This is a genomic window from Actinoplanes ianthinogenes (assembly GCF_018324205.1).
GTDB lineage: Bacteria > Actinomycetota > Actinomycetes > Mycobacteriales > Micromonosporaceae > Actinoplanes > Actinoplanes ianthinogenes.
The window spans coordinates 6,576,397-6,597,965 of the sequence record NZ_AP023356.1 but is presented as its reverse complement, the minus strand read 5'-3'; the positions used below and the strand labels follow the sequence as shown (position 1 = coordinate 6,597,965).

The following is a 21,569-nucleotide window of genomic DNA, read 5'->3' as shown; positions in this document are numbered from 1 at the left end:
CCCGCCCGGTCAGTCATAGATCGCCTCCACCGCCCACTGACCGGCCGCCAGCGAGAGCAACAACGCCCGGCCGTCCGCCAGGCACATCTGGAACCGGGCCCGCCGCCGCGCCTCCTCGGGCACCCACCACCGCTCGTCGATCGGCCACGGCCCGGCCCACCCGGTGATCGGCAGCGGCGCGGACCGATCGACGGTCAGGGTGGTCGGCACACCGGTGAGCTCGAGCCGCGCCGACACCCCGATCGGCAAACCGGTCTCGTCATGCACCACCGCCGGAATCGGCTGCGGCAACACCATCGCCGGTGACGGCCGCGGCATCCGCCCCGGCCAGGGCGGCACCATCGGAGGCCGCGGACCCTTCCGCCCCCGGCCGGTGGTCACCACGGGCCGCTTCAGATCCACATCCTTTTTCGGTACGCCCGCAGCACCCGCCCCGCCCCCGGCGGCAACCACCTCCCGCCCGGCCCCCCGCGCCTCGCCGTTGATCACGGTGAACGGCGCCGGGCCCGCGGGGTTGACCGGCACCGGGAACTGGCGGGCGGGCATCCCCGGAAGCTCCGGAGCGACGGTGCGATCCAGGACCGGGACCGTGCGCAGGTCCGGGATCGGATCGGCGTGCGAGGTGGCCGGCCGGGCCGGCGAACGCTCGTCGCCCCACGGCACCAACCGAACCTGGTCGTCCCCGGAGCGGCCGCCACCGATCACCGGGGTCACCACCGCTTCCGGGCCGAGCAGACCCTGCACCCGGCTGAACGCCCGATGCGCGCGATCCCGTTCGGCGCCCGCGTCCCCCCACAGACCCGGCTGCAAGCCGGCGTGCGCCAGCAGACCGTCCGGGATCAGGCTCAACCGGACCAGACCGGCGGTCGGCCGGGCCGGCGCGTTCCGGCGCGCCCCGGTCAGCCAGCCGTCCAGTTGCCAGCGCACCCGTTCGGCGATGGCGGCCGCGGTGAGCAGCCCGTCGTGCCGCCACACCCGGTACAGCTCCTGGCCGTCCGCGGTGACCGCCTCGACGCCGAGCCGGGTGCAGGCGAGCCCGTGCCCGGCCAGCCGCTCGTGCAGCCGCTCGGCCAGCACCCGCCCGGCGAACGCGGCCGTGTCCACCCGGTCCAGCGGCTCGTCGTAGGTCTCCTCGACAGCCAGATCCGGCGGCGGCTGCCGCACCGCGAGCGGCCGATGGTCCCCGCCCCGGGCCAGCCGATGCGCCAGCGCCCCGTCGAACCCGAACCTGGTCAGCACGTCCCCGGCCGGCAACGCGGCGAACTCCCCCAGCGTCTTGGCACCGAGCCGGCGCAGCAGATCGGCGAGCTCCGGCCGTTCCAGCGCCTCGACCGGCACGCCGGCCAGGAACCCGGGCGTCTCCCCGGGCGCGACGATCCGCCCGCTGCGCGCCGCGATCCCGGCCGCGAACACCCCGTCCGCGATCCCCGCCTGGCTCTCCACCGCACAGCTCTGCGCGACGTGCTCGACGATCCGCTCGGCGGCGGCCTCCTCACCCCCGTAGTACCGCGACGGCCCCCGAGCCGCCAGCGCACAGGCCCCCGGCCGAACCACCTCGACCCCGGCCGCCACCTCCTCGACCGCCGCCACCACCGGCTCGAACGCCCGCGCATCCCGCCCCGGGTCATGCTCGACCACGATCAGTTGGGGACACCGCCCCTGCGCGTCCCGCCGCCGCAGCCCGCGCCGCACGGTCTCCCGCCGGGCCGCCTCGGAACAGGCCAGCACCCGATTGTTCGCGAACACCGCCACCGGCTCCCCGGCCGGCACCCCGAGCACGATCTCCGCCGCCACCACCGGCCAGTCCGGACACCAGAGCAACAACGTCCGCGCCCCGTCCCCCATCCTCAGCTCCCACCCGAAGATCCAGCCGGCACTCCCCGCCGCTTCCCCTCCCCGCCCCGCCGCCGTCCCGGGCCCGCACTCCGCCCGGCGGTCCCGTCGGCACCGGTCCCTGCTCCGACAAGCACCAGCTCCCCCTCGCCCCAGCGGTTTCCGCTTCCGCCGGCCCGCGCGGAAGCGGAAACCGGTGAGACGTCACCGGCCCGTGCGGAAGCCGGACGAGCCGGTGAGACGTCGCCGGCCCGCGCAGAAGCCGGACGAACCGGCGAGACGTCATCGGCCGGCGCCGGGACGGCGCGGATCGCCCGATCGCCGGAAGGCTCCGGGACAACCGGCATCGGCCGGGTATCCGGGCTGGTCGCAGGCGTGCCCCCGCCGATGGCGGGAGTGGCGTCCGGGCGAGTGGTCAGCCCGGGCATCCAGAGGGTGAGCTCCCTGGGGCGGGCGGCGGCACCGCGACCGTTGGCGACCACGGTCACCTCGCGCCGGCGCAGGCGCCCCCGGCCGTCCCCGAGGCCCTCCCAGCGTCCCCGGCTGACCTGCAACGTCACATCCGCCCCGGACCAGTCGCCGAACGGCATCAGCACGCTCCCCCGCTGCCGCGCCCGCGCCGCCAACCGGCTCGCGATGGACGCGGACACCGGCCCGGGCACCGCCGTGACCACCACGTCCACGCCGTCGATCAGGGCGGCCACCACCGTCGGCCAGTCCGGCCCCGGCTCCGGCACCAGCGCCAGCCGTTCCAGCACGATCCCGGTCTCCGCCGCGGCCAGCGCACCGAGCGCCGGCAACCCGACCACCGCACACCACGACCCGGCCCGGGACGCGGCCGCGAGCAGGGCCAGCATCAGCGAGGTCCCGCCACCGGCCCGCGCGGCCCGGCCACCGGCCACCGCCACCGTGCTCCCGCGCCGCAGGCCGCCGCCGGGCAGCAGATTTCCCAACTCGGCCGCCACCGGCAGCATCCGGTGCGCGCCGGACTCATCCGTCCCGCTCGCCGGCCGCACCAGTTCCGCGAGGGCGGCCGTGCCACTGATCATGCGCCCTGCCATCGTGCCCCGCTCTGTTCCCCGTGTGTTCAACCGCGGCGACACCCCTCCGCCCGAGCCGCGCGTTCCCCTCCGACGCGCGCCCCGGCCGAAGCCACCCGGCAGCGGCCCGCCAGTTCCAGGCCCGCTGACCGCAGGTACCAACCTCGAAGCGCTCGGCCGGCCCCGTCATCCCCCCGGCTGACGCCGCAGCTCCCGGGCCGGCGGCATCGAGCCACGACTCACCCGCCCGGCAGCGCCGAGCCCGGAAAAGCAGAAATCGATCAGGCCGCCAGCGGCGGCTGATAGGACATCCCGAGCGAAGACTCCGCCACCGTCACGAACTGCTCGGCCGCGCGCAGCAGGTCATCCGCCTCCCGGGCGCTCACCACGCGCGGAATGCCGGCCTCGGCCGCCGCTCGCTTCCCGGCGCCGAGAGCGAAATAACCGGCCCAGTCGCCGAACTCCGGAGCGACCATCGCCAGCAGCGACCAGACGCTGGTCGCCCTGGCCCGCCGCCCGGGTGCGGCCGGGCGGGCCCGGGCGGCGAGCAGAGCCGCGGCCGCGCGCAAGGCGGCCAGATGAGCCGCCGCGTATCGCAGGCCGTCAGGATCGGTGTGCGCCGCCTCGGCCAGCCCCTGCCGGGCGATCGCCAGCAGCTGGGCAGGACTCCGATGGGGCAGCATGTGCGCCGGCACCGCGGGCGCCTCCGCCCGGCTGCCCGTGGCCCCCACCGGCGCCGGCGCAGCCGGACCGGGCACAGGCGTCGCCGCGTGGGTGCCGGGCATGGGTGCCACCGCAGCGGTGCCGGGCATGGGTGTCGCCGCATGGGTGCCGGGCATGGGTGCCGCCGCAGCGGTGCCGGGTGTGTGGGCCGGGCCGGGAGCCGACATCAGGCCGGGGGCCGTGGTGCTCGCCATGCTCGTTTCTCCTCGCCTGTTCCGCATCCGACGTACTGGCCGAACCGGACCGCTACGGAGGAAGTCGCAACGGGCCACACCTGAACCACCCCGCTCCCGCCGCTGCCACCCGAGTGGCGCGGCCGGACGACCGGGGCGGCCGACAAGGCCGGGTGCCGGGGCCCCACGGGCAGTAGGAACCCCGGCGCAGACCGGCCGGATGTGAAGCTTCCCCACACCACACCCGGCCGGACACTGCCGGCGGGTCCGCCGCCCACCACCGGGGGTCGGGGGCAGTGAGCGGCGGCCTGCCTGTCGCGAAGCCCGAACCCGCGAATGCTCGGACCACGCATGTGCGGCACTTCGCGGGTGCCGCTCCCCGGAGACGCGCCGCGAAACACGCTCCCGGGGGGCCAGACCGGATGTCCGTGAGGCTGGCCGCCGTTCGAACATCCGTTCTAACTACAGCAGAGACTAACACCCCCCTACGACAAAACCGCAACCTTCACGACGCCACGCCGCCCCTTTTTTCGAACAGATGATCGACAAACCGGCCTCAGCCGACGGCGGCCCGGACCACTGCCTCGCCCGCCCCGGTTCGGGTGCAGAGCACACTGCGGCCCACCCGCCGCCGCGCCACCAGCCCGGCCTCCAGCAGCACCCGCAGATGCCCGCCGAGCAGTACCCCGGCTGGCCCTGATGGCCCTATCCGGCAACGGAATAGGGCGCTGGACGCCAGCCGAGCAGTACCCGGCTGGCCCTGATGGCCCTATCCAGCAACGGAATAGGGCGCTGGACGCCAGCCGAGCAGTACCCAGCTGGCCCTGATGGCCCTATCCAGCAACGGAATAGGGCGCTGGAGGCCAGCCGAGCAGTACCCGGCTGGGCCTGGTGGCTGCGACCCTTTGCGCCATGGACCGCGGCCGCCAGGACGGCACACTCGACTGTTGTCCGCGCGCGGCACCGAAGGACCGGCCACTGGACGACCCGACCTGGGTAGATGTTCTGCTCACGGACGTTGGTAACGGGGCTGACTTGCTGAAATAGGTGAGGACCTCCGGGTGAGGTGGAGCTTGTCGAAGGTTCCACACCACACCCGGGAGGTCCTCGTGCCCCACGCTAACGCTCCGTTGACCGAACGCGGCCGATTGAGGCTGGCCCGGTGCGTCGTCGATGACGGCTGGTCGCTACGGCGGGCCGCGGATCGGTTCCAGGTCAGCCCGACGACAGCGAAACGCTGGGCCGACCGCTACCAGAGCGAGGGCGCCGCCGGCATGCGCGATCGGCCCAGCCGGCCGCGTCACAGTCCCCGCCGCACACCCCGGCCGATCGAACGACGAGTGTTGCATCTACGTCGCAGCCAGCGCCTGGGCCCGGTCCGGATCGGTTGGCGACTCGGCTTGCCCGCCTCGACCTGCCACGCGATCCTGCGCCGGGCCGGTGCTGTACCCCTGACGCATCTGGACCGGGCCACCGCCGAACCGGTCCGCCGCTACGAACACGAAGCGCCCGGCGATCTGATCCACGTCGACGTCAAGAAACTCGGCAACATCCCCGACGGCGGCGGCTGGCGCACCCAAGGCCGCGCCCAGGGCAAACTCAACCGCACCGCCACGACCGGGCACCGCACCGACAGGTTCGGCGGCGCCCGGCTCGGCTACGCCTACCTGCACACCGCCCTCGACGACCATTCCCGCCTGGCCTACACCGAAATCCTGGCCGACGAAACGAAAGAGACCGCCACCGCCTTCTGGCGACGCGCCCACGCCTGGTTCGCCGGCCACGGCATCAGCATCGCCCGGGTACTGACCGACAACGGCTCCTGCTACATCTCCCGCCTCTGGCGCGAGACCTGCGCCGAACTGGGCGTCACCGTGAAAAAGACGCGTCCTTACCGGCCGCAGACCAACGGCAAAGTGGAACGCTTCCACCGCACACTGGCCGATGAATGGGCCTACTCCAAGCCATACACCAGCGAAAACGCCCGCCGCAAAGCCCTACCCCGTTTCCTGCACACCTACAATCACCACCGCTACCACTCCGCCATCGGCGGCTCACCCGCCAGCCGCGTTCCTAACCTCTCTGGGCAGAACAGGTAGAGCCAGCTATACCGCACAGGTGGAGCCACCTGCCCCGGTGGTGCTAGCTCCTGCGTCATCGTGCTCTGAGCTGCCGGTCCCTACCGTCATCCCATGCGATTCCGATCGATCACGCCACCTGGCGCCGCCGGACCGACACCGGATTCCGGCCGTAGAGTTGTTCGACTGCATGCGAGGTCCGTGATCGGGTTGCTGCTGGTGGCCGGCGCAGCGTTGGGGGCGGCATTCGAGCTTGCCCCCAGGGTCCTCCTGAGGCCGAGTTTCGGGGCTTACAGCGACGCGAAACTGCACGATGCCCTCGGGCGTGCTTTCGTCGAGTATTGGGAAAGCGGATCCCGGGCGTTCCCCGCCCACCTGACGTCGCTGGTCGACTACTGGTTCCGATGGCATGCGATCAAGGTCGTGATCAGCGCCTTGTCGGCCGTTGTCCTGGCCCTGCTCACGACCGCGCTGTGGCAGAAGTATCTGCGTGGCCGGCGCTGGTACGCGGCGATCGCCACGGCCGCAACGACGTCGACGGTTTTCGTTGTCTGGGTGCTGTCGGTGAACATCCAGGTGACGGCCCTGCCTCTGATCCCGTTGCTGGGGGTGTTGCCCGGTAGAACCGCTGACGGACGACTCGCCCAGGTGGTGAGCGAGATGCGCGGAGGGCTGACGAATGCGGCCGGCCCGCACGCCGGTTCCCCCGTGCTGACGGTGCTGCTCGGCGAGGTCGAGCGATATCAGTGGGTCACGGCGGGGATCTCCGCCACGCTGATGGTGGCAGCCGGCCTGGCGAGCGCCTATTTCTGGAGGCGGCGTATCACCGGCGACCCGAGCGCCACCTGCGTCAGATTCATGCACCGCACGCTCGGTGTCATCACGGCCCTGACCGCGTGTGTGCTGCTTCTCATGACAGTGGCCGGTGCACTCTCGGCGCTGGAACCCACCGCCCCGCTGCTCGGCATCATCGGTGCGGGCTGACATCGCTCGCGCCGTAGGGGGGTGACCGTGGTGGCGGTCACCCTGGCGCTGGCCGGCCCGCTCAGGGAGCGGGCTCAGCCGACGTGGACCCGCGGACGCAGCTCCGGATCGGGCTCGGTCTGGCGGAGGATCTCGCGGACCACCGGCGCCGTGTCCCCCCGCCCGAAGAGCAGATAGCGGAACAGGTGCCCGAGCGGGCTCCCCTCCGCCCACTCGAAGTAGCAGTGCGGCCGCACCCCGGTCGCGTCCCGCAGCGCGAGCAGCACCGCGGCGATCGCGTTCGGCGCGGCCGGGCTCTGCACCCGCAGGATCCGGTGCCCGCCGACCTCGACGCCGTGCACCTCGAGCACGTCGCTGAACTCCGACGGGTCGACCACGTCGATCTCCAGGAAGAGGATGTCGGCGCGGCCGGGCACCGGGTTCATCCCCCGCTGCTCGCCCTCCTTGGCGTCGTACTCCGCCTGGTCGCCGGCCTGCCGCTGGTTGGCCACGATGTTCAGCTCGCCGTCGTGCTCGATCGAGTCGGCGATGAACTTCCGGGCCGCCTCGTCGAACTCGATCCGCTCCGCGCGCAGCTCGGTGGTCCGGGTGACCCGGGAGATCAGCGAGATCAGGATGATCGCGCCGATGAACACCGCGGAGATCGCGATGCCGTCCGGTTTCTCGATGATGTTGTCGCCGAGGGCGTAGAGCAGCACCAGGGTGAGCACGCCGAAGCCGGACGCGGCGCCCCGCTGGCCGGCCCGGTACGCCGAGATCGTCACCGCCACCGCCCCGGAGACCATCATCGCCAGGATGCCGGTCGCGTACGCCCCGGCCTGCGCGTTCACGTCGGCACCGAAGGCGATCGTGATGCCCACGCTGATCACCGTGTAGACCAGCACGACCGGCCGGACCGCCCGGGCCCACTCCGGCGCCATGCCGTAACCGGGCAGGTACCGCGGCACGATGTTGATCAGGCCGGCCATCGCGGAGGCGCCCGCGAACCAGAGGATCAGGATGCTGCTGATGTCGTAGACGGTGCCGAAGACCTCGCCGAGCTGCTCGTGCGCCAGATAGGCCAGCGCCCGCCCGTTCGCCGCGCCGCCCGGCTCGAACTCCTGCGGCGGGATCAGCACCGTGGTCACGAAGCTGGTGGCGATCAGGTAGACACTCATGATCCCGGCCGCGGTGGTGAGCAGCTTGCGGGTGTTGTGAATGCGGGACTCGAGACCGTCGGCCTTGATCAGCGGCATCATGCTGACCCCGGTCTCGAAGCCGGAGAGCCCGAGCACCAGTGCCGGGAAGGCCAGGATGGACGGTCCGATGAGGTCGGCGAAGCTGCTGCCGTGCTCGGTCAGGCGATCGACCCAGGTGGACAGCGCGCCCGCGGTGCCGAAGACGTCGACCAGGCCGACCACCGTGACCACCGCGTTGAGCAGCAGGAAGATCGCGACCAGCGGGATCGCGACGCCGACCGCCTCGCTGAAGCCGAGCAGGAAGACGAAGCCGAGGATCAGTAGCAGCACCACGGTGATCAGCACCTGGTGGCCGTGCAGGAAGCCGGGCAGGTACGGATTCTCCGTCATGTGCACGGTGGCGTCGGCCGCGGACAGCGTGATCGTGATGATCCACGAGGTGCAGACGAAGCCGAGCAGCACCAGCACGAAGATCTTGCCGCGCCAGAACGGCAGCAGGTGCTCCAGCATCGCCACCGAGCCCTGCCCGTGCGGGCTCTCCTTGGCCACCCGCCGGTACATCGGCAGCATGCCGAGCAGGGTCAGCGCCACGATCAGCAGGGTGGCGAGCGGGGAGAGCGCGCCGGCCGCGAGCGCCGCGATGGCCGGCAGGTAGGACAGCGTGGAGAAGTAGTCCACGCCGGTCAGGCACATCACCTTCCACCAGGGCTGCTCGTGGGTGGCGTGCTCGGACTCCGGGCCGACCGGCTGCACCCGGTGGGCCAGCAGCCAGCGGGGCAGAGCGTGCTGCGACGGCCGCTCCCGGACCGGCTCCACGACGGCCGGTACGTTGATCTCGGTGCTCATGCCACCCTCTTCCTCGGACGAGCAAGTGTCAGGATGCACCAGAGGTACGACAAGCCGCAGTCCAGGAGGCCCGATGTCGCAGACAATCGTGATCACCGGCAGCAGTTCCGGCGTCGGCCTGGCCGCCGCCGAGCAGCTGGCCGCCCGCGGAGACGAGGTGATCCTGGTCGGCCGGGACGCCGGTCGCCTGGCCGCCGCCGTGGCCCGGGTCCGGGAGGCCGGCGGCCGCGAGCCGCGGCACTTCCAGGCCGACTTCGAGCAGCTCGACGACGTCCGCGAGCTCGCCGCCCGGCTGCTCGCCGACTATCCGGCGATCCACGCCCTGGCCAACAACGCCGGTGGCATCATCAACCGCGCCCACCTGACGATCGACGGGCACGAGGCCACCATGCAGGCCAACCACCTGGCCCCGTTCCTGCTCACCCACCTGCTGCGGGAGCGGCTGACCGGCGCCCGGGTGGTGAACACCGCCTCTCGCGCGCACGTGCAGGGCCGGCCGGGCACCAACTTCGCCGAGGACCTGCGGTCGTACTCCTCCTGGCGCTCCTACGGGGCCAGCAAGTCGGCCAACATCCTGTTCGCCGCCGAGGCCGCCCGCCGCTGGCCGGACGTGCTGAGCGTCTCCTTCCACCCGGGCGTGGTCCGCACCAACTTCGGCGCCGGCCGACTGACCCGGCTCTTCTACAAGTACGCGCCCGGCCTGGTCACCCCGGAGGCCGCCGGCGAGCTGCTGACCTGGCTGCTCACCACCCCGGCCGGGGAGCTGGAGAACGGCGCCTACTACGTCGGCCGCACCGTCACCCGCCCGGCCGCGCACGCCCGCGACCCGGAACTCGCCGCCGACCTGTGGGACGCCAGCCTCACCGCGACCGGTCTCACGAAGGAATGACCGACGTCACCCTGCACGTCTGGCGGGTGCCCCGGCGCGCGGTCGGCTCGGCCATGCTGCGCATGGCCACCGCCCGGCACCACCTGTCCGGCCTGCGGTTCGGCAAGTTCCTGGGCACCGGCACGGGCCGGACCTTCGGGCCCGGGGACGCCGATCTGACCCGGTGGGCGGCGATCACGGTGAGCGATTCCCCGGTACGTTTTCCCGCCTGGGACCGGATCGCGCAGGCGGGGGCCCGCGTCGACCTGGAGCCGTTGATCAGCCGGGGCACCTGGTCGGGCCGGGAGCCGTTCGCGCCGACCGGCCGCCGCCACGACGGCATGGTGCTGGCCCTGACCCGGGCCCGGCTGCGCCCCACCCGCGCGCTCCGGTTCTGGCGGGCCGTCCCGGCCGTGGCCCACGAGGTGGCCGCCGCGCCCGGGCTGCTCGCCCGGTTCGGCGTCGGTGAGGCGCCGATCGCCTGGCAGGGCACGGTCAGCGTGTGGCGCGGCGCGGCGGATCTGACCGCGTTCGCGTACCGTCAGCCGGGACACCGTGCGGCGATCGCCCGGACCCCGGCCGACCGCTGGTATGCCGAGGAGCTGTTCGCCCGATTCGCGGTGCTCGGGATCAGCGGCGACCGGTCCGTGCTGGGCTGGACGCCGGGACGGGAGCGGACGTAAGCGATGAGGCTTGTGGCGTGGCAGCCGGACGACCTGCTGCGGCGGCTCGACGACGTGGTCGCGGTCTACGGCGAGGCGATGGGCTACCGCCAGGAGCTGCTCCAGACCCGCCGGGGGTACATCGGGTCGCACGTGCGCCGGCCCGGGTTCCGGGCGGTGGCGACGCTGACCACCGAGGGCCGGGTGATGGGCTTCGGGTACGGCTACACCTCCGCCCCCGGCCAGTGGTGGCACGACCAGGTCCGGTACGCCCTCGACGAGCCGTCCCGCCGGCAGTGGCTGGCCGACTGCTTCGAGGTGGTCGAGCTGCACGTGCGCCCGGCCGCCCAGGGCCACGGGGTGGGCGCCCGCCAGCTGCGCGCCCTGCTCGCCATGGCCAAGGGCACCACCGTGCTGCTCTCCACGCCGGAGGCCGACGAGCAGGTGTCCCGCGCCTGGCGGCTGTACCGGCGGTACGGCTTCACCGACGTGCTGCGGCACTTCTACTTCCCCGGCGACGAGCGGGCGTTCGCCGTGCTGGGCCGGGAGCTGCCCCTCGCCGAGCGCCCGGTCGAGGACGCGTCCGGGATGGCCGGCGCCTGACCGGTGAGCAAGCGGTATGTGTCCTGGGGTCTGCTCGCCGCGCTGGTGTGCGCGCAGATCTGCTATCCGCTGACCGGCGGTGACACGCGGGCCCGGCTGACCGTGCTGACGGTGCTGCTCGGGGTCGCGTTCTCGGTGTCGCACGCGCTGCTGGCCCGGGGTCCGCGGGCGGCCGTCGCGCTGGTGGCGACCGCGACGCTGGGTGGCTTCGCGGTCGAGGCGGTCGGCGTGGCCACCGGCTTCCCGTTCGGCGTCTACGAGTACTCCGGGCGGCTCGGGCCGCGCCTGCTCGACGTACCGTTGATCATCCCGCTGGCCTGGACCTGGATGGCCTGGCCGGCCTGGCTCGCGGCGCTGCGGGTGGCGCGCCGCCGGGCGACCCGGGTGCTGGTGGCCGCGGCCGGCCTGGCCGCCTGGGACGTCTTCCTGGACCCGCAGATGGTCGCCGAGGACTACTGGACCTGGCGGCACCCGACGCCGGCGCTGCCCGGCGTGCCCGGGGTGCCGCTCGGCAACTACCTGGGCTGGATCGGCTTCGCGGTGCTGCTGATGATCGCGCTGGGCGCCGCCGCGGGACGCGCCGCCGACGGTCCGGCGCCCTCGGACACCCCCGCGCTGGCCCTGTGGGTGTGGACCTACGCTTCATCGGTGCTCGCCCACGCCGTCTTCCTCGGACTCCCCGCGTCGGCCGCCTGGGGCGCGGTGCTCATGGGCGCCGCCGTCCTCCCCCTGCTGCGCGGCCGGCGAGCCGGAGTCGCCGAGCGAAGCAACGTCGGATGATCCTCGTCCTGCTGCCGTTGCTGCTGCTCACCCTGCACACCGCGGTGAACGCGCTGTTGCTGCGCCGCCCGCGCCGGGAGGCGACCACCGGTGAGCGGGTGGCCGTGCTGCTGCCGCTGCGCGACGAGGCCGCCCGGGTCACGCCCTGCCTGCGGTCGCTGCTCGCCCAGCGGGGTGTGCCGGAGCTGACCGTGCACGTCCTCGACGACGGCTCCACCGACGGCACCGCCGACGTGGTCCGCGCCGTCGCCGGCGACCGGGTGCGGCTGCACACCGGGGCGCCGCTGCCGCCCGGCTGGCTCGGCAAGCCGCACGCCTGCCGGCAGCTCGCCGACCTGGCCGGGGACGTGGACGTGCTGGTCTTCGTGGACGCGGACGTGGTGCTGGCGGCGGACGCCGTGGCCGGAGCCGTCGATCTGCTCAGGCGCAGCCGGACGGGACTGCTCAGCCCGTACCCGAAGATTGTCGGTGCCGGGCGTCTGGTCCAACCGCTCCTGCAGTGGTCCTGGCTCACCTTCCTGCCGCTGCGCGGCATGGAACGCTCGCCGCGGCCGTCGCTGGCCGCCGCGGGCGGGCAGTGGCTGGTCCTGGACCGGTCCGCTTATCAGCGGGCCGGTGGGCACGCCGCGGTCCGTGACGAGATCCTGGAGGACATCGCCCTGGCCCGCGCGGTGAAACGCGCCGGCGGCCGGATCGCGCTCGCCGACGGATCCCGCCTGGCCACCTGCCGGATGTACGACTCGTGGCGCGAGTTGACCGACGGTTACGCCAAGTCGCTCTGGGCGTCCTTCGGCTCCGCGACCGGCGCGGCCGCCGTCGTCGCGATGCTGCTCCTGCTTTACGTCGTCCCGCTCCTCGCACTGCCCTGGATCGCCCTGTTCGCCTACCTCCTCGGCGTCACCGGCCGGGTGCTCGCCGCCCGCGCCACCGGCGGCCGCGCCTTCCCGGACGCCCTGGCCCACCCGGTCTCCGTCGTCCTGTTCGCCTGCCTGATCGCGCGCTCCTTCCACCGCCGACGCCACCGCCGCCTGTCCTGGCGCGGCCGTCCCGTCTGAACGGACCCTTCTTCGATGAGTGAGATCGTGGTGATCGGCGCCGGTGTCGGCGGTCTGGCCGCGGCCGTCCGGCTCGCCGAGGCCGGGCACCGGGTCACCGTCCACGAGCGGTCCGGCACGGTCGGCGGCAAGCTCGCCACCCACGAGCGGGACGGCTTCCGCTTCGACACCGGCCCGAGCCTGCTCACCCTGCCGCAGGTCTTCGCCGACCTGGGTCTGGACCTGCGGCCCGAGCCGCTGGACCCGGTCGTCCGCCACGTCTTCCCGGACGGCACGGTGCTCGACTCCTCCGCCGACCACGAGACCTTCCTGCGCCGGATCGCGACGGTGCTGGGCGGCGACGCGGCCCGCGACTGGGCCCGGTTCTGGCACCGCGCCGAGCGCATCTGGCACGCCTCCTGGGACTCGGTGCTCCAGCGCCCGGTCACCGCCGCGTCGCTGGCCCGTCTCGGCTGGCGGCTGCCCGATCTGGCCGCGATCGCACCGGGCCGCTCGCTGCGCTCGCTCGGCCGTCGCTACCTGCGCGATCCGCGCCTGCGGATGCTGCTGGACCGCTACGCCACCTACACCGGCGCCGATCCGCGCCACGCGCCCGCGGCGCTCGCCGCGATCCCCTATGCCGAGCTCACGCACGGTGGCTGGTACCTACCGGGCGGTCTGTGGACCCTCGCCGAGGCGCTTCGCGCTCGGTGCGCCGCTCTTTCCGTACGCGTGGAGCTCGGTTCCACGGTGACCGGCATCGACGCCGACCGCCGTGTCCGCGGTGTCCGCCTCGCCGACGGCACCCGGGTACCGGCCGACGTCGTGGTGTCCAACGTGGACGCCGAGGTCCTCTACCGCGACCTGCTCCCCACCCCGAGCCGGCTGGCCCGGCTCGCCGACCGCAGCCTCGCCGGGTTCGTGCTGCTGCTCGGCGTCCGCGGCGAGACCCCGGAGCTGGCCCACCACAACGTCTTCTTCCCGCGCGACTACGACGCCGAGTTCGACGCGGTGTTCGGCGCACCGGGCCGGCGCGCCCGGCCGGCCGGCGACCCGACGGTGTTCGTCACCCGCGCCCCCGATCCGGCGGTCGCCCCGCCCGGCCACGAGGCGTGGTTCGTGCTGGTCAACGCGGCCCGCCACGGCACCGACTGGTCCGCTGTGGACTGGCGGCGGCCGGGACTGGCGCAGGCGTACCGGGACCGGATCCTCGCGGTGCTGGCCGAGCGCGGTCCGGACGTACGCAAAAGGCTCCTGTTCTGTGAGATCCGGACCCCGGCGGACCTGGCCGAAGCGACGGCCGCGCCCGGCGGAGCGATCTACGGCACCGCGGGCGGCCTGGTGCGACCGGCGAACCGTGCCCCGGTCGACGGCCTCTTCCTGGTCGGCGGCTCGACGCACCCGGGCGGCGGCCTCCCGATGGTCACCCTCTCCGCCAAGATCGTCGCCGACCAGATCGGACCCGCCTAGCCGTCGGTCGCTCCTTGTCCACACCAGCGCGCCGTCCACAGCCCCGCCCCGCGACACCCCGCTTCCCCGCCATACTGTCTCCGGGGAGCCCCCCAGGGCGGGCGGGGACCGGGCAGTGGCCGGGACGACCCGATCAAGCAGCGTGGACCAGCGGAATCAGGACTGGCTGTGCGCGGCCACGAAGGCCTGGGCGATGCCCGAGGCGAGGTCGGCCGGGTTGGTCGCGGCGATGGCGCGACCACCGGTCACCTTGGCCATGTTCTGGAGCGCGGGCAGGTTCGCCCCCGGGCCGAAGCCGACCGCGATCACCGGAACCGGCCGGGCCGGATCCACCCCGGCCTGCAACCGTTTCAGGAAGTCCGCTTGGGACATGGCGAACCTGGTCCCGCCGTCCGATCCGTCGGTGAGAACCACCACCACGCTCGCCGTGTCCGGCTTGACCTGCCCGCGCATCGCGGCGACCCCGTCCAGGACGGTCTGATAGAGCGGTGTCCCCGCTTTCGCCACCGGCTGGTACGAACTGATCTTCGCGGCCAGCTGCTCCCGGCGCGTCCTGCCGTTGGTGGACCCGGTGAGCGGCCCGAACGACACCTCCTCGACGTGCGCCGGGCCGTTCGGGCCGGACGTGCCGAAATACCACATGCCGAGGCTGGTGTCCTTGCCGAACACCCGGGCCGCGGTGGCCCCGGACTCGCGCAGCAGGGTGGCCTTGGTGACGCTGCGCCCGGCCCGGTCGGTGATCTTCTCGTTCATCGAGCCGGACCCGTCGATCAGCAGCAGCACCTGGAACGCCACCGACCGGTAGGCGGACCACTGCCGGGCCGGGCCGAGCAGCGCCTCCGGGTCGGCCGGCAGGGTCAGCGCGCCCGGGGTGGCGGCGGACCGGAAACCGGCCGCGGTGAGCGCCGTCGTGGTGATCGCCGCCCGCAGCCGCTTGCTCAGCTCGGCCGGCGCGCCCTTGCGGGTGGCATAGGGATAGTCGGCGTCCACCAGCCCGTCGGCCGGCGGCCCGCCGACCAGCCGGACCCGGTGCCCGCCGTTCTGATACGCGGTGAGCTGCTGCTCGGTGGCCGGGAAGACGCCGACCTCGTAGCTGGCCGCGGTGTCGTCGGTGCTCCGGGCCAGCTGGGCGAGGATGTCGGCCGGGTCGGCGCTCGCGTTCTCCAGCCGGCTGCGCAGGGTGAGCGCTTGGAGGGTGGCGATCCCGGCGTCCGGGGTGTTCCTGGCGATCGCCTGCCGCACGGCGTAGACGCCGAGCAGGCCGGTGGTGCTGAGCAGCGGATCGGGCATCCGGATGGCCGGCACCCGCTCGTCGGCGGCGCTCTGCGCCAGCACGGCCCAGGAGGTCTTGTCACCCGGCGCGAACAGCCGGGCGATCGTCTCCGGCCCGGCGATCACCAGCGGCGACCAGGCGAGTGACGGGCCGCTGGTGGACCAGGTGCGGCCCTGCGCCCGCGCCGCGGCCAGCCAGGCGCTGCTGGACGGCACCCAGACGTCCGGCTGCGGTTTGCCGGCCAGCACCGCGCCGGGCTCGACGGCCTGCACCGCGACCTCGGAGCAGCGCTGCCCGGCCTGGCTGAGGGTGGCGGCCGCCTGCTGGATCACCGGAGCGATCTCGGGGGCCGCGGCGACCCGCAGTTTCGGGTCGGGGCAGGGCGGGGCGGTCTGCTGCCGGGAGGCCGGCGGCGGCGCGCTGGGCGCGGCGGCCGGGGTCCCGGCGTCGGTGCTCATCAGCCGCCAGGCGAGACCGCCGGCGGCCAGCAGGACAAGGACGACCACCGCGGCCGCGAGCGACGTGCGTCCCCGGCTGGGGGTCGGCTCCGGGAACGGCAGACGTGGGTCGGGCCACTCGTTGTCGGGCATGCACACCTTACCTCGCGTAAAGGTCACCACCGATGGAGCGGATGGTAGTCCGGGATTTATGTCTCGCAATGGCTCCTAAGGTTCCGGACAGAATCTCGGCACGATCGCGACCTCTACGACATCAACCGGGGCGTCGCGACGGCGATCACGATGAACTCGCCGTCGCCGCTGAGCCCGACCGGTTCGCGTCCCCAGCCGCCGTAGATGCGGTCCACCCGGAAGCCCGCCTCCCGCAGCGAGTCCCGCAGCTCCGGCTCGGTACGGAAACGCAGCGTTGCCGAGTTGATCAGGCTCTGGCCGTCGGCGAACTGGTAGCGCTGCGTGACCTCGACGACGCCGGGCGCCATCTCCTCGGCCTCGCTCCACGCCTCCACCACGGCGCCGTCGCCGAGCACCACGGTGCGCCACGAGTCCTCCGGGTTCCACAGCTGCCACGGCCGCTCGGCCGGGTCCAGGCTGTCGAAGATCAGCCGGCCCTCCGGGACGAGCGCCCGGCGCAGCCCGCGCAGCACCGCGTCCCACTCCTCGTCGTCCACGAAGGACTGGGCGACGTGACTGGTCATGAACGCGGCGTCGTACGACCGGGCCGGCAGCTGCTCGACCGAGCCGCACAGCCAGCGCACCCGGGCGCCGCCCTCCTTGCGCCGGGCCGCGGCGAGCGCGGCGGCCGCCGGGTCGACCGCGGTGACCTGGTGACCCGCGCCGGCCATGGCGATGGCGAGCCGGCCGGTGCCGCAGCCGAGGTCGACCACCCGATGGGCGGACCGCTCGGCGAGCACGGCCATGAAGAAGTCGTCGTCCCAGCCCCAGGGACACTCGGCGTCGTAGACCTCGACCAGTCGCGGGTCGTGGAACTCGCCATGCCACACACCCAGGACTCTAAACGGAGCGTAGACACCTGACTACCCGAAGTTGACGGTCGATCAGAGAGCGCGTACTCCGTACGGGAGGCGGCCGGACGCGATGTGGTCGCGCACCACCTCGCGCAGCGCGGCGGCCGCGTGCGGCAACACCGCGGCACGGCGCTGGGCCAGCGCGATCGTCCGGCGCATGCCGGGTGGGGCCAGCGGCGTGGCCCGTAGCAGCGGCCGGTTCGCCAGCACCATGCTGGGCACCAGCGCGACCCCGAGGCCGGCCTCGACGAAGGCCAGCACGGCGTCCATCTCGCCGCCCTCGACCGCGAACTTCGGGGTGAAGCCGGCCCGCTCGCAGGCGTGCAGGGTGACCTCGCGGATGTCGTAGCCCTCCCGGAACATCACCATCGGGGTGTGCCGCAGCTCGGTCAGCTCCAGCTGCCGGCCCACCGTCGGCGGCGGCCCGTCCGCCACCGAGGCGACCACCAGGCTCTCCCGGAGCACCTCGATGGCCTCCAGCCCCGGGTCGACGCCCTGCTCGGGCGCGACGATCAGGGCCAGGTCCAGGGTGTGCGCCAGCAGCCCGGCGATCAGGTCCTGCGAGCTGCCCTCGCTGACGTGCAGTTTCACCCCGGGATGGTCGCCGCGGAAGGTGCGCAGCACGGCCGGGACCAGCGAGGAGCAGAGACTCGGGGTGGCGCCCAGGCGCACCTCGCCGCGGCGCAGGCCGACGATGTCCTGCACGGCGTCGCGGGCCGCGTCCGCGTCGGCGACGATCCGCTGCGCCATCGGCAGCAGGGTCTCGCCGGCCACGGTGAGGGTCACCGAGCCCCGCATCCGCTCGAACAGCGGGGCGCCCAGCGACGTCTCAAGGGTGTGAATCTGCTTACTCAACGTAGGCTGCGAAACCCCCAGAATGTCCGCCGCCTGGGTGAAATGCCGGGTTTCTACCACCGCTAGGAAGTACCGGAGTTGTTGCAGCTGCACCGTAATAGCCTATCGCTATGACCACCCGCCCGATCATGCATTAGACGAATGACTCGGGACTTTCTACCGTCCAGGTTGTGGCGGTAGACACTCCTATTCCCAAGACCAAGAACGCGGCGGGGGCGACGGCAACGCCCACCCCGCGCAAGGTGGTCCGGCCCTCGTCGGTCACCCTGAAGATCACCATGGCGGTCAGCGGCATCCTGCTGGTGCTCTTCCTCTTCGTGCACATGGCCGGAAACCTCAAGATCTTCTTGGGCGCGACCAGCTTCGACCACTACGCGCACTGGCTGCGGTCGATCGGCTCGCCCCTGCTGCCGGACACCTGGTACCTCTGGATCCAGCGGGCCGTGCTGACCGTCGCGGTGCTGGCGCACATCTACACCGCGGCCGTGCTGACCGTCCGGGCCAAGAAGGCCCGCCCGGTCAAGTACGCGCACCGGCCGAAGGTCCAGGGCAGTTACGCCGCGCGCACCATGCGCTGGGGCGGCGTGATCGTCCTGCTCTTCGTGATCTACCACATCCTGGACCTGACCACCGGGAACCTGAACCCGAACGGGGACAAGGCGCACCCGTACGCCAACGTGGTCGCGGACTTCGCGCCCGAGCGCTGGTACGTGACGCTCTTCTACACGCTGGCGATCGTGGCCGTCGGGTTCCACCTGGCGCACGGCATCTTCAGCGCGGCCCGGACGCTGGGTCAGCAGACCATGAAGGGCCAGCGGCGCGCGAAGTACATCGCGATCGCCCTGTCGCTCGTCCTGGTCGTCGGGTACCTCTCGGTGCCGTTCGCGGTGCTGACCGGATTGGTGGACTGAAATGGCTGAGACGGATTTCTGGAAAGAGGGCGACCCGGTCGTCGACAAGGCCGCCCCGGACGGCCCGATCGAGACCCGCTGGGAGCGCCGCAAGTTCGCCGCCAAGCTGGTCAACCCGGCGAACCGCCGGAAGCTGACGGTCATCGTGGTCGGCACCGGCCTGGCCGGCGGCTCCGCGGCGGCCACGCTGGCCGAGCAGGGGTACCGGGTCAAGTCGTACTGCTACCAGGACAGCCCGCGGCGCGCGCACTCGATCGCCGCGCAGGGTGGCATCAACGCCGCCAAGAACTACCGCAACGACGGCGACTCGGTCTACCGGCTGTTCTACGACACGGTCAAGGGCGGCGACTTCCGCGCCCGGGAGTCCAACGTGTACCGGCTGGCCCAGGAGTCGGTGAACATCATCGACCAGGCCGTGGCGCAGGGCGTCCCGTTCGCCCGCGAGTACGGCGGCCTGCTGGACAACCGCTCGTTCGGTGGCACCCAGGTGTCCCGGACCTTCTACGCCCGGGGGCAGACGGGTCAGCAGCTGCTGCTCGGCGCGTACCAGGCGCTGGAGCGGCAGATCGGCCTCGGCAACGTCGAGATGAACGCCCGGCACGAGATGCTCGAGCTGATCATCGTGGACGGCAAGGCCCGCGGCATCGTCGTCCGGGACATGGTCACCGGCGAGATCACCACCGAGTTCGCGGACGCCGTGGTGCTCGCCTCCGGTGGTTACGGCAACGTGTTCTTCCTGTCCACCAACGCCAAGGGCTGCAACGTCACGGCGTCGTGGCGGGCGCACCGCAAGGGCGCGCTGTTCGCGAACCCCTGCTACACGCAGATCCACCCGACCTGCATCCCGGAGTCCGGCTCGCACCAGTCGAAGCTGACCCTGATGTCCGAGTCGCTGCGCAACGACGGCCGGGTCTGGGTGCCCAAGCGCTCTTCGGACTGCCAGAAGCCCGCGGGTGAGATCGCGGAGGAGGACCGCGACTACTACCTGGAGCGCATCTACCCGTCGTTCGGCAACCTGGTGCCCCGCGACATCGCGTCGCGCGCCGCCAAGAACGTCTGCGACGAGGGCCGCGGCGTCGGCCCCGGCGGCCTCGGCGTCTACCTGGACTTCGCGGACGCCATCAGCCGGCTGGGCCGCAAGGCGGTCGAGGCGAAGTACGGCAACCTCTTCGAGATGTACCAGCGCATCACCGGCGAGGACCCGTACGAGACGCCGATGCGTATCTACCCGGCCGTGCACTACACGATGGGTGGCCTCTGGGTCGACTACGACCTCCAGTCCACCGTCCCCGGCCTGTTCGTGGTGGGCGAGGCGAACTTCTCCGACCACGGCGCCAACCGGCTCGGCGCGTCCGCGCTGATGCAGGGCCTGGCCGACGGCTACTTCGTGCTGCCGAACACGATCAACAACTACCTGGCCGCCGGCCCGTTCAAGAAGGTCTCGGCCGCTGACGCCGAGGTCGTCGAGGCGCGCAAGGAGGTCGAGGATCGGATCGCCAAGTTCCTGTCCATCGACGGCGACCGGACCGTGGATTCGTTCCACCGCGAGCTCGGCCACATCATGTGGGAGTACTGCGGCATGGAGCGCACCGAGGAGGGGCTGACCAAGGCGATCGGCCTGATCCGGGCGCTCAAGGAGGAGTTCTGGACCCGGGTGAAGGTGCCCGGCAAGGGCGAGGAGCTCAACCAGAACCTGGAGAAGGCCGGCCGGGTCGCCGACTTCATCGAGCTCGGTGAGCTGATGTGCATCGACGCGCTGCACCGGCGGGAGTCGTGCGGCGGGCACTTCCGGGCCGAGTCGCAGACCCCGGACGGCGAGGCGCTGCGCCACGACGACGAGTTCGGCTACGCCGCGGCGTGGGAGTACTTCGGCGCCGACGGCAAGCCGACGCTGCACAAGGAAGAGCTCGTTTTCGAGTACGTCCACCCGAGCACGCGGAGTTACAAGTAATGGACATCAAGGTCAGGGTGTGGCGTCAGTCCGGCCCCTCCTCCTCCGGGAAGATGGTCACCTACGACGTGAAGGGGATCTCCCCGGACGCGTCGTTCCTCGAGATGATCGACGTTCTCAACGAGACGCTGATCCTCAGTGGTGACGACCCGATCGCGTTCGACCACGACTGCCGCGAGGGCATCTGCGGCATGTGCAGCATGGTCATCAACGGTGTGGCGCACGGCCCGGAGAAGGCCACCACCACCTGCCAGCTGCACATGCGGCACTTCAAGGACGGCGACGTGATCGACGTCGAGCCGTGGCGCGCCGCCGCCTTCCCGGTGATCAAGGACCTGGTCGTCGACCGGACCTCCTTCGACAAGATCATCCAGGCGGGCGGGTACATCAGCGCCCCGACCGGCACCGCGCCGGACGCCCACGCCGCGCCGGTGCCGAAGAAGGACGCCGACGCCGCGTTCGAGGCGGCCACCTGCATCGGCTGCGGCGCCTGCGTCGCCGCCTGCCCGAACGGCTCGTCGATGCTGTTCACCGCCGCGAAGATCACCCACCTCGGGCTGATGCCGCAGGGCCAGCCGGAGCGCGACAGCCGGGTGATCGACATGCTCCAGGCGCAGGACGACGCCGGTTTCGGTGGCTGCACCAACATGGGCGAGTGCGCCGAGGTGTGTCCGAAGGGGATCCCGCTGAGCCTGATCGGACGGCTCAACAGCGATTACCGCAAGGCGGTCGCCAAGCGGTGACGGTCTTCGGCGGTGGGGCACAGCGTGGTGGCCCGCCGCCGGAACGTACTCCAGATGCCCGGCACAATGGCGTGCCGGGCA

General features: G+C 72.5%; 18 protein-coding genes and 1 pseudogene. 12 read left to right on the top strand and 7 right to left on the bottom strand.

The genetic code is table 11. The features are described from left to right. Positions 1 to 9 precede the first annotated feature (9 nt). The 3 genes and pseudogenes from Aiant_RS30085 to Aiant_RS30075 form a co-directional block, all read right to left on the bottom strand. On the bottom strand, positions 10 to 1,845 hold the full coding sequence (locus Aiant_RS30085; RefSeq protein WP_189335713.1) for a DNA polymerase Y family protein: 1,836 nt from the start codon (positions 1,843 to 1,845) through the stop codon (positions 10 to 12). 248 nt (positions 1,846 to 2,093) lie between these two features. After that, positions 2,094 to 2,894 (bottom strand): annotated as a pseudogene (locus tag Aiant_RS45985) (hypothetical protein); the annotation flags it as partial. A 260-nt stretch (positions 2,895 to 3,154) separates the two neighbouring features. Next, on the bottom strand, positions 3,155 to 3,556 hold the full coding sequence (locus Aiant_RS30075; RefSeq protein ID WP_189335833.1) for an SAV_6107 family HEPN domain-containing protein: 402 nt from the start codon (positions 3,554 to 3,556) through the stop codon (positions 3,155 to 3,157). A 751-nt stretch (positions 3,557 to 4,307) separates the two neighbouring features. Here Aiant_RS30075 and Aiant_RS30070 point away from each other — a divergent pair. The 3 genes from Aiant_RS30070 (at position 4,308) to Aiant_RS30060 (ending at position 6,831) form a co-directional block, all read left to right on the top strand. After that, on the top strand, positions 4,308 to 4,469 hold the full coding sequence (locus Aiant_RS30070; RefSeq protein ID WP_189335711.1) for a hypothetical protein: 162 nt from the start codon (positions 4,308 to 4,310) through the stop codon (positions 4,467 to 4,469). 409 nt (positions 4,470 to 4,878) lie between these two features. Beyond that, a complete protein-coding gene (locus Aiant_RS30065) occupies positions 4,879 to 5,868 on the top strand; it encodes an IS481 family transposase (protein WP_212847250.1) in 990 nt (329 codons plus the stop codon). Positions 5,869 to 6,048: 180 nt separating this feature from the next. After that, complete coding sequence (locus Aiant_RS30060) at positions 6,049 to 6,831, top strand: hypothetical protein (protein WP_189336399.1); 783 nt, start codon at positions 6,049 to 6,051, stop codon at positions 6,829 to 6,831. Positions 6,832 to 6,905: 74 nt separating this feature from the next. Here Aiant_RS30060 and Aiant_RS30055 read toward each other — a convergent pair whose 3' ends face one another. Next, positions 6,906 to 8,855 (bottom strand): APC family permease, encoded by a 1,950-nt coding sequence (locus Aiant_RS30055; protein WP_189336398.1) that lies wholly within the window; start codon positions 8,853 to 8,855, stop codon positions 6,906 to 6,908. Positions 8,856 to 8,928: 73 nt separating this feature from the next. Between Aiant_RS30055 and Aiant_RS30050 the strand changes: the two genes are divergently transcribed. From Aiant_RS30050 to Aiant_RS30025, 6 genes are read left to right on the top strand one after another with little or no spacing between them, the layout of a single operon-like run. Further along, positions 8,929 to 9,744, top strand: a complete 816-nt coding sequence (locus Aiant_RS30050; RefSeq protein WP_189336397.1) for an SDR family NAD(P)-dependent oxidoreductase — start codon at positions 8,929 to 8,931, stop codon at positions 9,742 to 9,744. Next, complete coding sequence (locus Aiant_RS30045) at positions 9,741 to 10,406, top strand: monooxygenase (RefSeq protein ID WP_189336396.1); 666 nt, start codon at positions 9,741 to 9,743, stop codon at positions 10,404 to 10,406. The genes Aiant_RS30050 and Aiant_RS30045 overlap by 4 nt, the downstream gene beginning before the upstream one ends. A 3-nt stretch (positions 10,407 to 10,409) precedes the next feature. Then, on the top strand, positions 10,410 to 10,988 hold the full coding sequence (locus tag Aiant_RS30040; protein WP_189336395.1) for a GNAT family N-acetyltransferase: 579 nt from the start codon (positions 10,410 to 10,412) through the stop codon (positions 10,986 to 10,988). Positions 10,989 to 10,991: 3 nt separating this feature from the next. Then, positions 10,992 to 11,768: a carotenoid biosynthesis protein gene (locus tag Aiant_RS30035; RefSeq protein ID WP_189336394.1), complete on the top strand. Its 777-nt coding sequence runs from the start codon at positions 10,992 to 10,994 to the stop codon at positions 11,766 to 11,768. Continuing rightward, complete coding sequence (locus Aiant_RS30030; protein ID WP_189336393.1) at positions 11,765 to 12,823, top strand: glycosyltransferase family 2 protein; 1,059 nt, start codon at positions 11,765 to 11,767, stop codon at positions 12,821 to 12,823. Before Aiant_RS30035 ends, Aiant_RS30030 begins: the two co-directional genes overlap by 4 nt. 15 nt (positions 12,824 to 12,838) lie before the next feature. Next, positions 12,839 to 14,272 (top strand): phytoene desaturase family protein, encoded by a 1,434-nt coding sequence (locus Aiant_RS30025; protein ID WP_189336392.1) that lies wholly within the window; start codon positions 12,839 to 12,841, stop codon positions 14,270 to 14,272. 156 nt (positions 14,273 to 14,428) lie between these two features. Here Aiant_RS30025 and Aiant_RS30020 read toward each other — a convergent pair whose 3' ends face one another. The 3 genes from Aiant_RS30020 to Aiant_RS30010 form a co-directional block, all read right to left on the bottom strand. Then, entirely contained in the window at positions 14,429 to 16,135 is a 1,707-nt protein-coding gene (locus Aiant_RS30020) for a substrate-binding domain-containing protein (RefSeq protein WP_189336391.1), read from the bottom strand. A gap of 113 nt (positions 16,136 to 16,248) precedes the next feature. Then, positions 16,249 to 17,004: a class I SAM-dependent methyltransferase gene (locus tag Aiant_RS30015; protein ID WP_189336390.1), complete on the bottom strand. Its 756-nt coding sequence runs from the start codon at positions 17,002 to 17,004 to the stop codon at positions 16,249 to 16,251. Positions 17,005 to 17,058: 54 nt separating this feature from the next. Continuing rightward, positions 17,059 to 17,982: a LysR family transcriptional regulator gene (locus Aiant_RS30010; RefSeq protein ID WP_189336404.1), complete on the bottom strand. Its 924-nt coding sequence runs from the start codon at positions 17,980 to 17,982 to the stop codon at positions 17,059 to 17,061. A 179-nt stretch (positions 17,983 to 18,161) separates the two neighbouring features. Between Aiant_RS30010 and Aiant_RS30005 the strand changes: the two genes are divergently transcribed. The 3 genes from Aiant_RS30005 to Aiant_RS29995 are packed head-to-tail and all read left to right on the top strand — an operon-like array spanning position 18,162 to position 21,488. Continuing rightward, positions 18,162 to 18,794 carry a succinate dehydrogenase cytochrome b subunit gene (locus Aiant_RS30005; RefSeq protein ID WP_229831417.1) on the top strand — a complete coding sequence of 211 codons (633 nt, stop codon included), beginning with the start codon at positions 18,162 to 18,164 and terminating at the stop codon, positions 18,792 to 18,794. 1 nt (position 18,795) lies between these two features. Next, the gene (locus tag Aiant_RS30000) at positions 18,796 to 20,745 is read left to right on the top strand and encodes a fumarate reductase/succinate dehydrogenase flavoprotein subunit (protein ID WP_189336388.1); all 1,950 of its coding nucleotides are present in this window, start codon (positions 18,796 to 18,798) and stop codon (positions 20,743 to 20,745) included. Continuing rightward, positions 20,745 to 21,488: a succinate dehydrogenase/fumarate reductase iron-sulfur subunit gene (locus tag Aiant_RS29995; protein ID WP_189336387.1), complete on the top strand. Its 744-nt coding sequence runs from the start codon at positions 20,745 to 20,747 to the stop codon at positions 21,486 to 21,488. The genes Aiant_RS30000 and Aiant_RS29995 overlap by 1 nt, the downstream gene beginning before the upstream one ends. The last annotated feature ends 81 nt before the right edge of the window (positions 21,489 to 21,569 follow it).

Coding starts and splice junctions, on each gene's coding strand:
- Aiant_RS30085 (WP_189335713.1), bottom strand. CDS start 1,845: ATGGGGGACGGGGCGCGGACGTTGTTGCTCTGGTGTCCGGACTGGCCG.
- Aiant_RS30075 (WP_189335833.1), bottom strand. CDS start 3,556: ATGCTGCCCCATCGGAGTCCTGCCCAGCTGCTGGCGATCGCCCGGCAG.
- Aiant_RS30070 (WP_189335711.1), top strand. CDS start 4,308: ATGATCGACAAACCGGCCTCAGCCGACGGCGGCCCGGACCACTGCCTC.
- Aiant_RS30055 (WP_189336398.1), bottom strand. CDS start 8,855: ATGAGCACCGAGATCAACGTACCGGCCGTCGTGGAGCCGGTCCGGGAG.
- Aiant_RS30050 (WP_189336397.1), top strand. CDS start 8,929: ATGTCGCAGACAATCGTGATCACCGGCAGCAGTTCCGGCGTCGGCCTG.
- Aiant_RS30045 (WP_189336396.1), top strand. CDS start 9,741: ATGACCGACGTCACCCTGCACGTCTGGCGGGTGCCCCGGCGCGCGGTC.
- Aiant_RS30040 (WP_189336395.1), top strand. CDS start 10,410: ATGAGGCTTGTGGCGTGGCAGCCGGACGACCTGCTGCGGCGGCTCGAC.
- Aiant_RS30030 (WP_189336393.1), top strand. CDS start 11,765: ATGATCCTCGTCCTGCTGCCGTTGCTGCTGCTCACCCTGCACACCGCG.
- Aiant_RS30025 (WP_189336392.1), top strand. CDS start 12,839: ATGAGTGAGATCGTGGTGATCGGCGCCGGTGTCGGCGGTCTGGCCGCG.
- Aiant_RS30020 (WP_189336391.1), bottom strand. CDS start 16,135: ATGCCCGACAACGAGTGGCCCGACCCACGTCTGCCGTTCCCGGAGCCG.
- Aiant_RS30005 (WP_229831417.1), top strand. CDS start 18,162: ATGGCGGTCAGCGGCATCCTGCTGGTGCTCTTCCTCTTCGTGCACATG.
- Aiant_RS30000 (WP_189336388.1), top strand. CDS start 18,796: ATGGCTGAGACGGATTTCTGGAAAGAGGGCGACCCGGTCGTCGACAAG.
- Aiant_RS29995 (WP_189336387.1), top strand. CDS start 20,745: ATGGACATCAAGGTCAGGGTGTGGCGTCAGTCCGGCCCCTCCTCCTCC.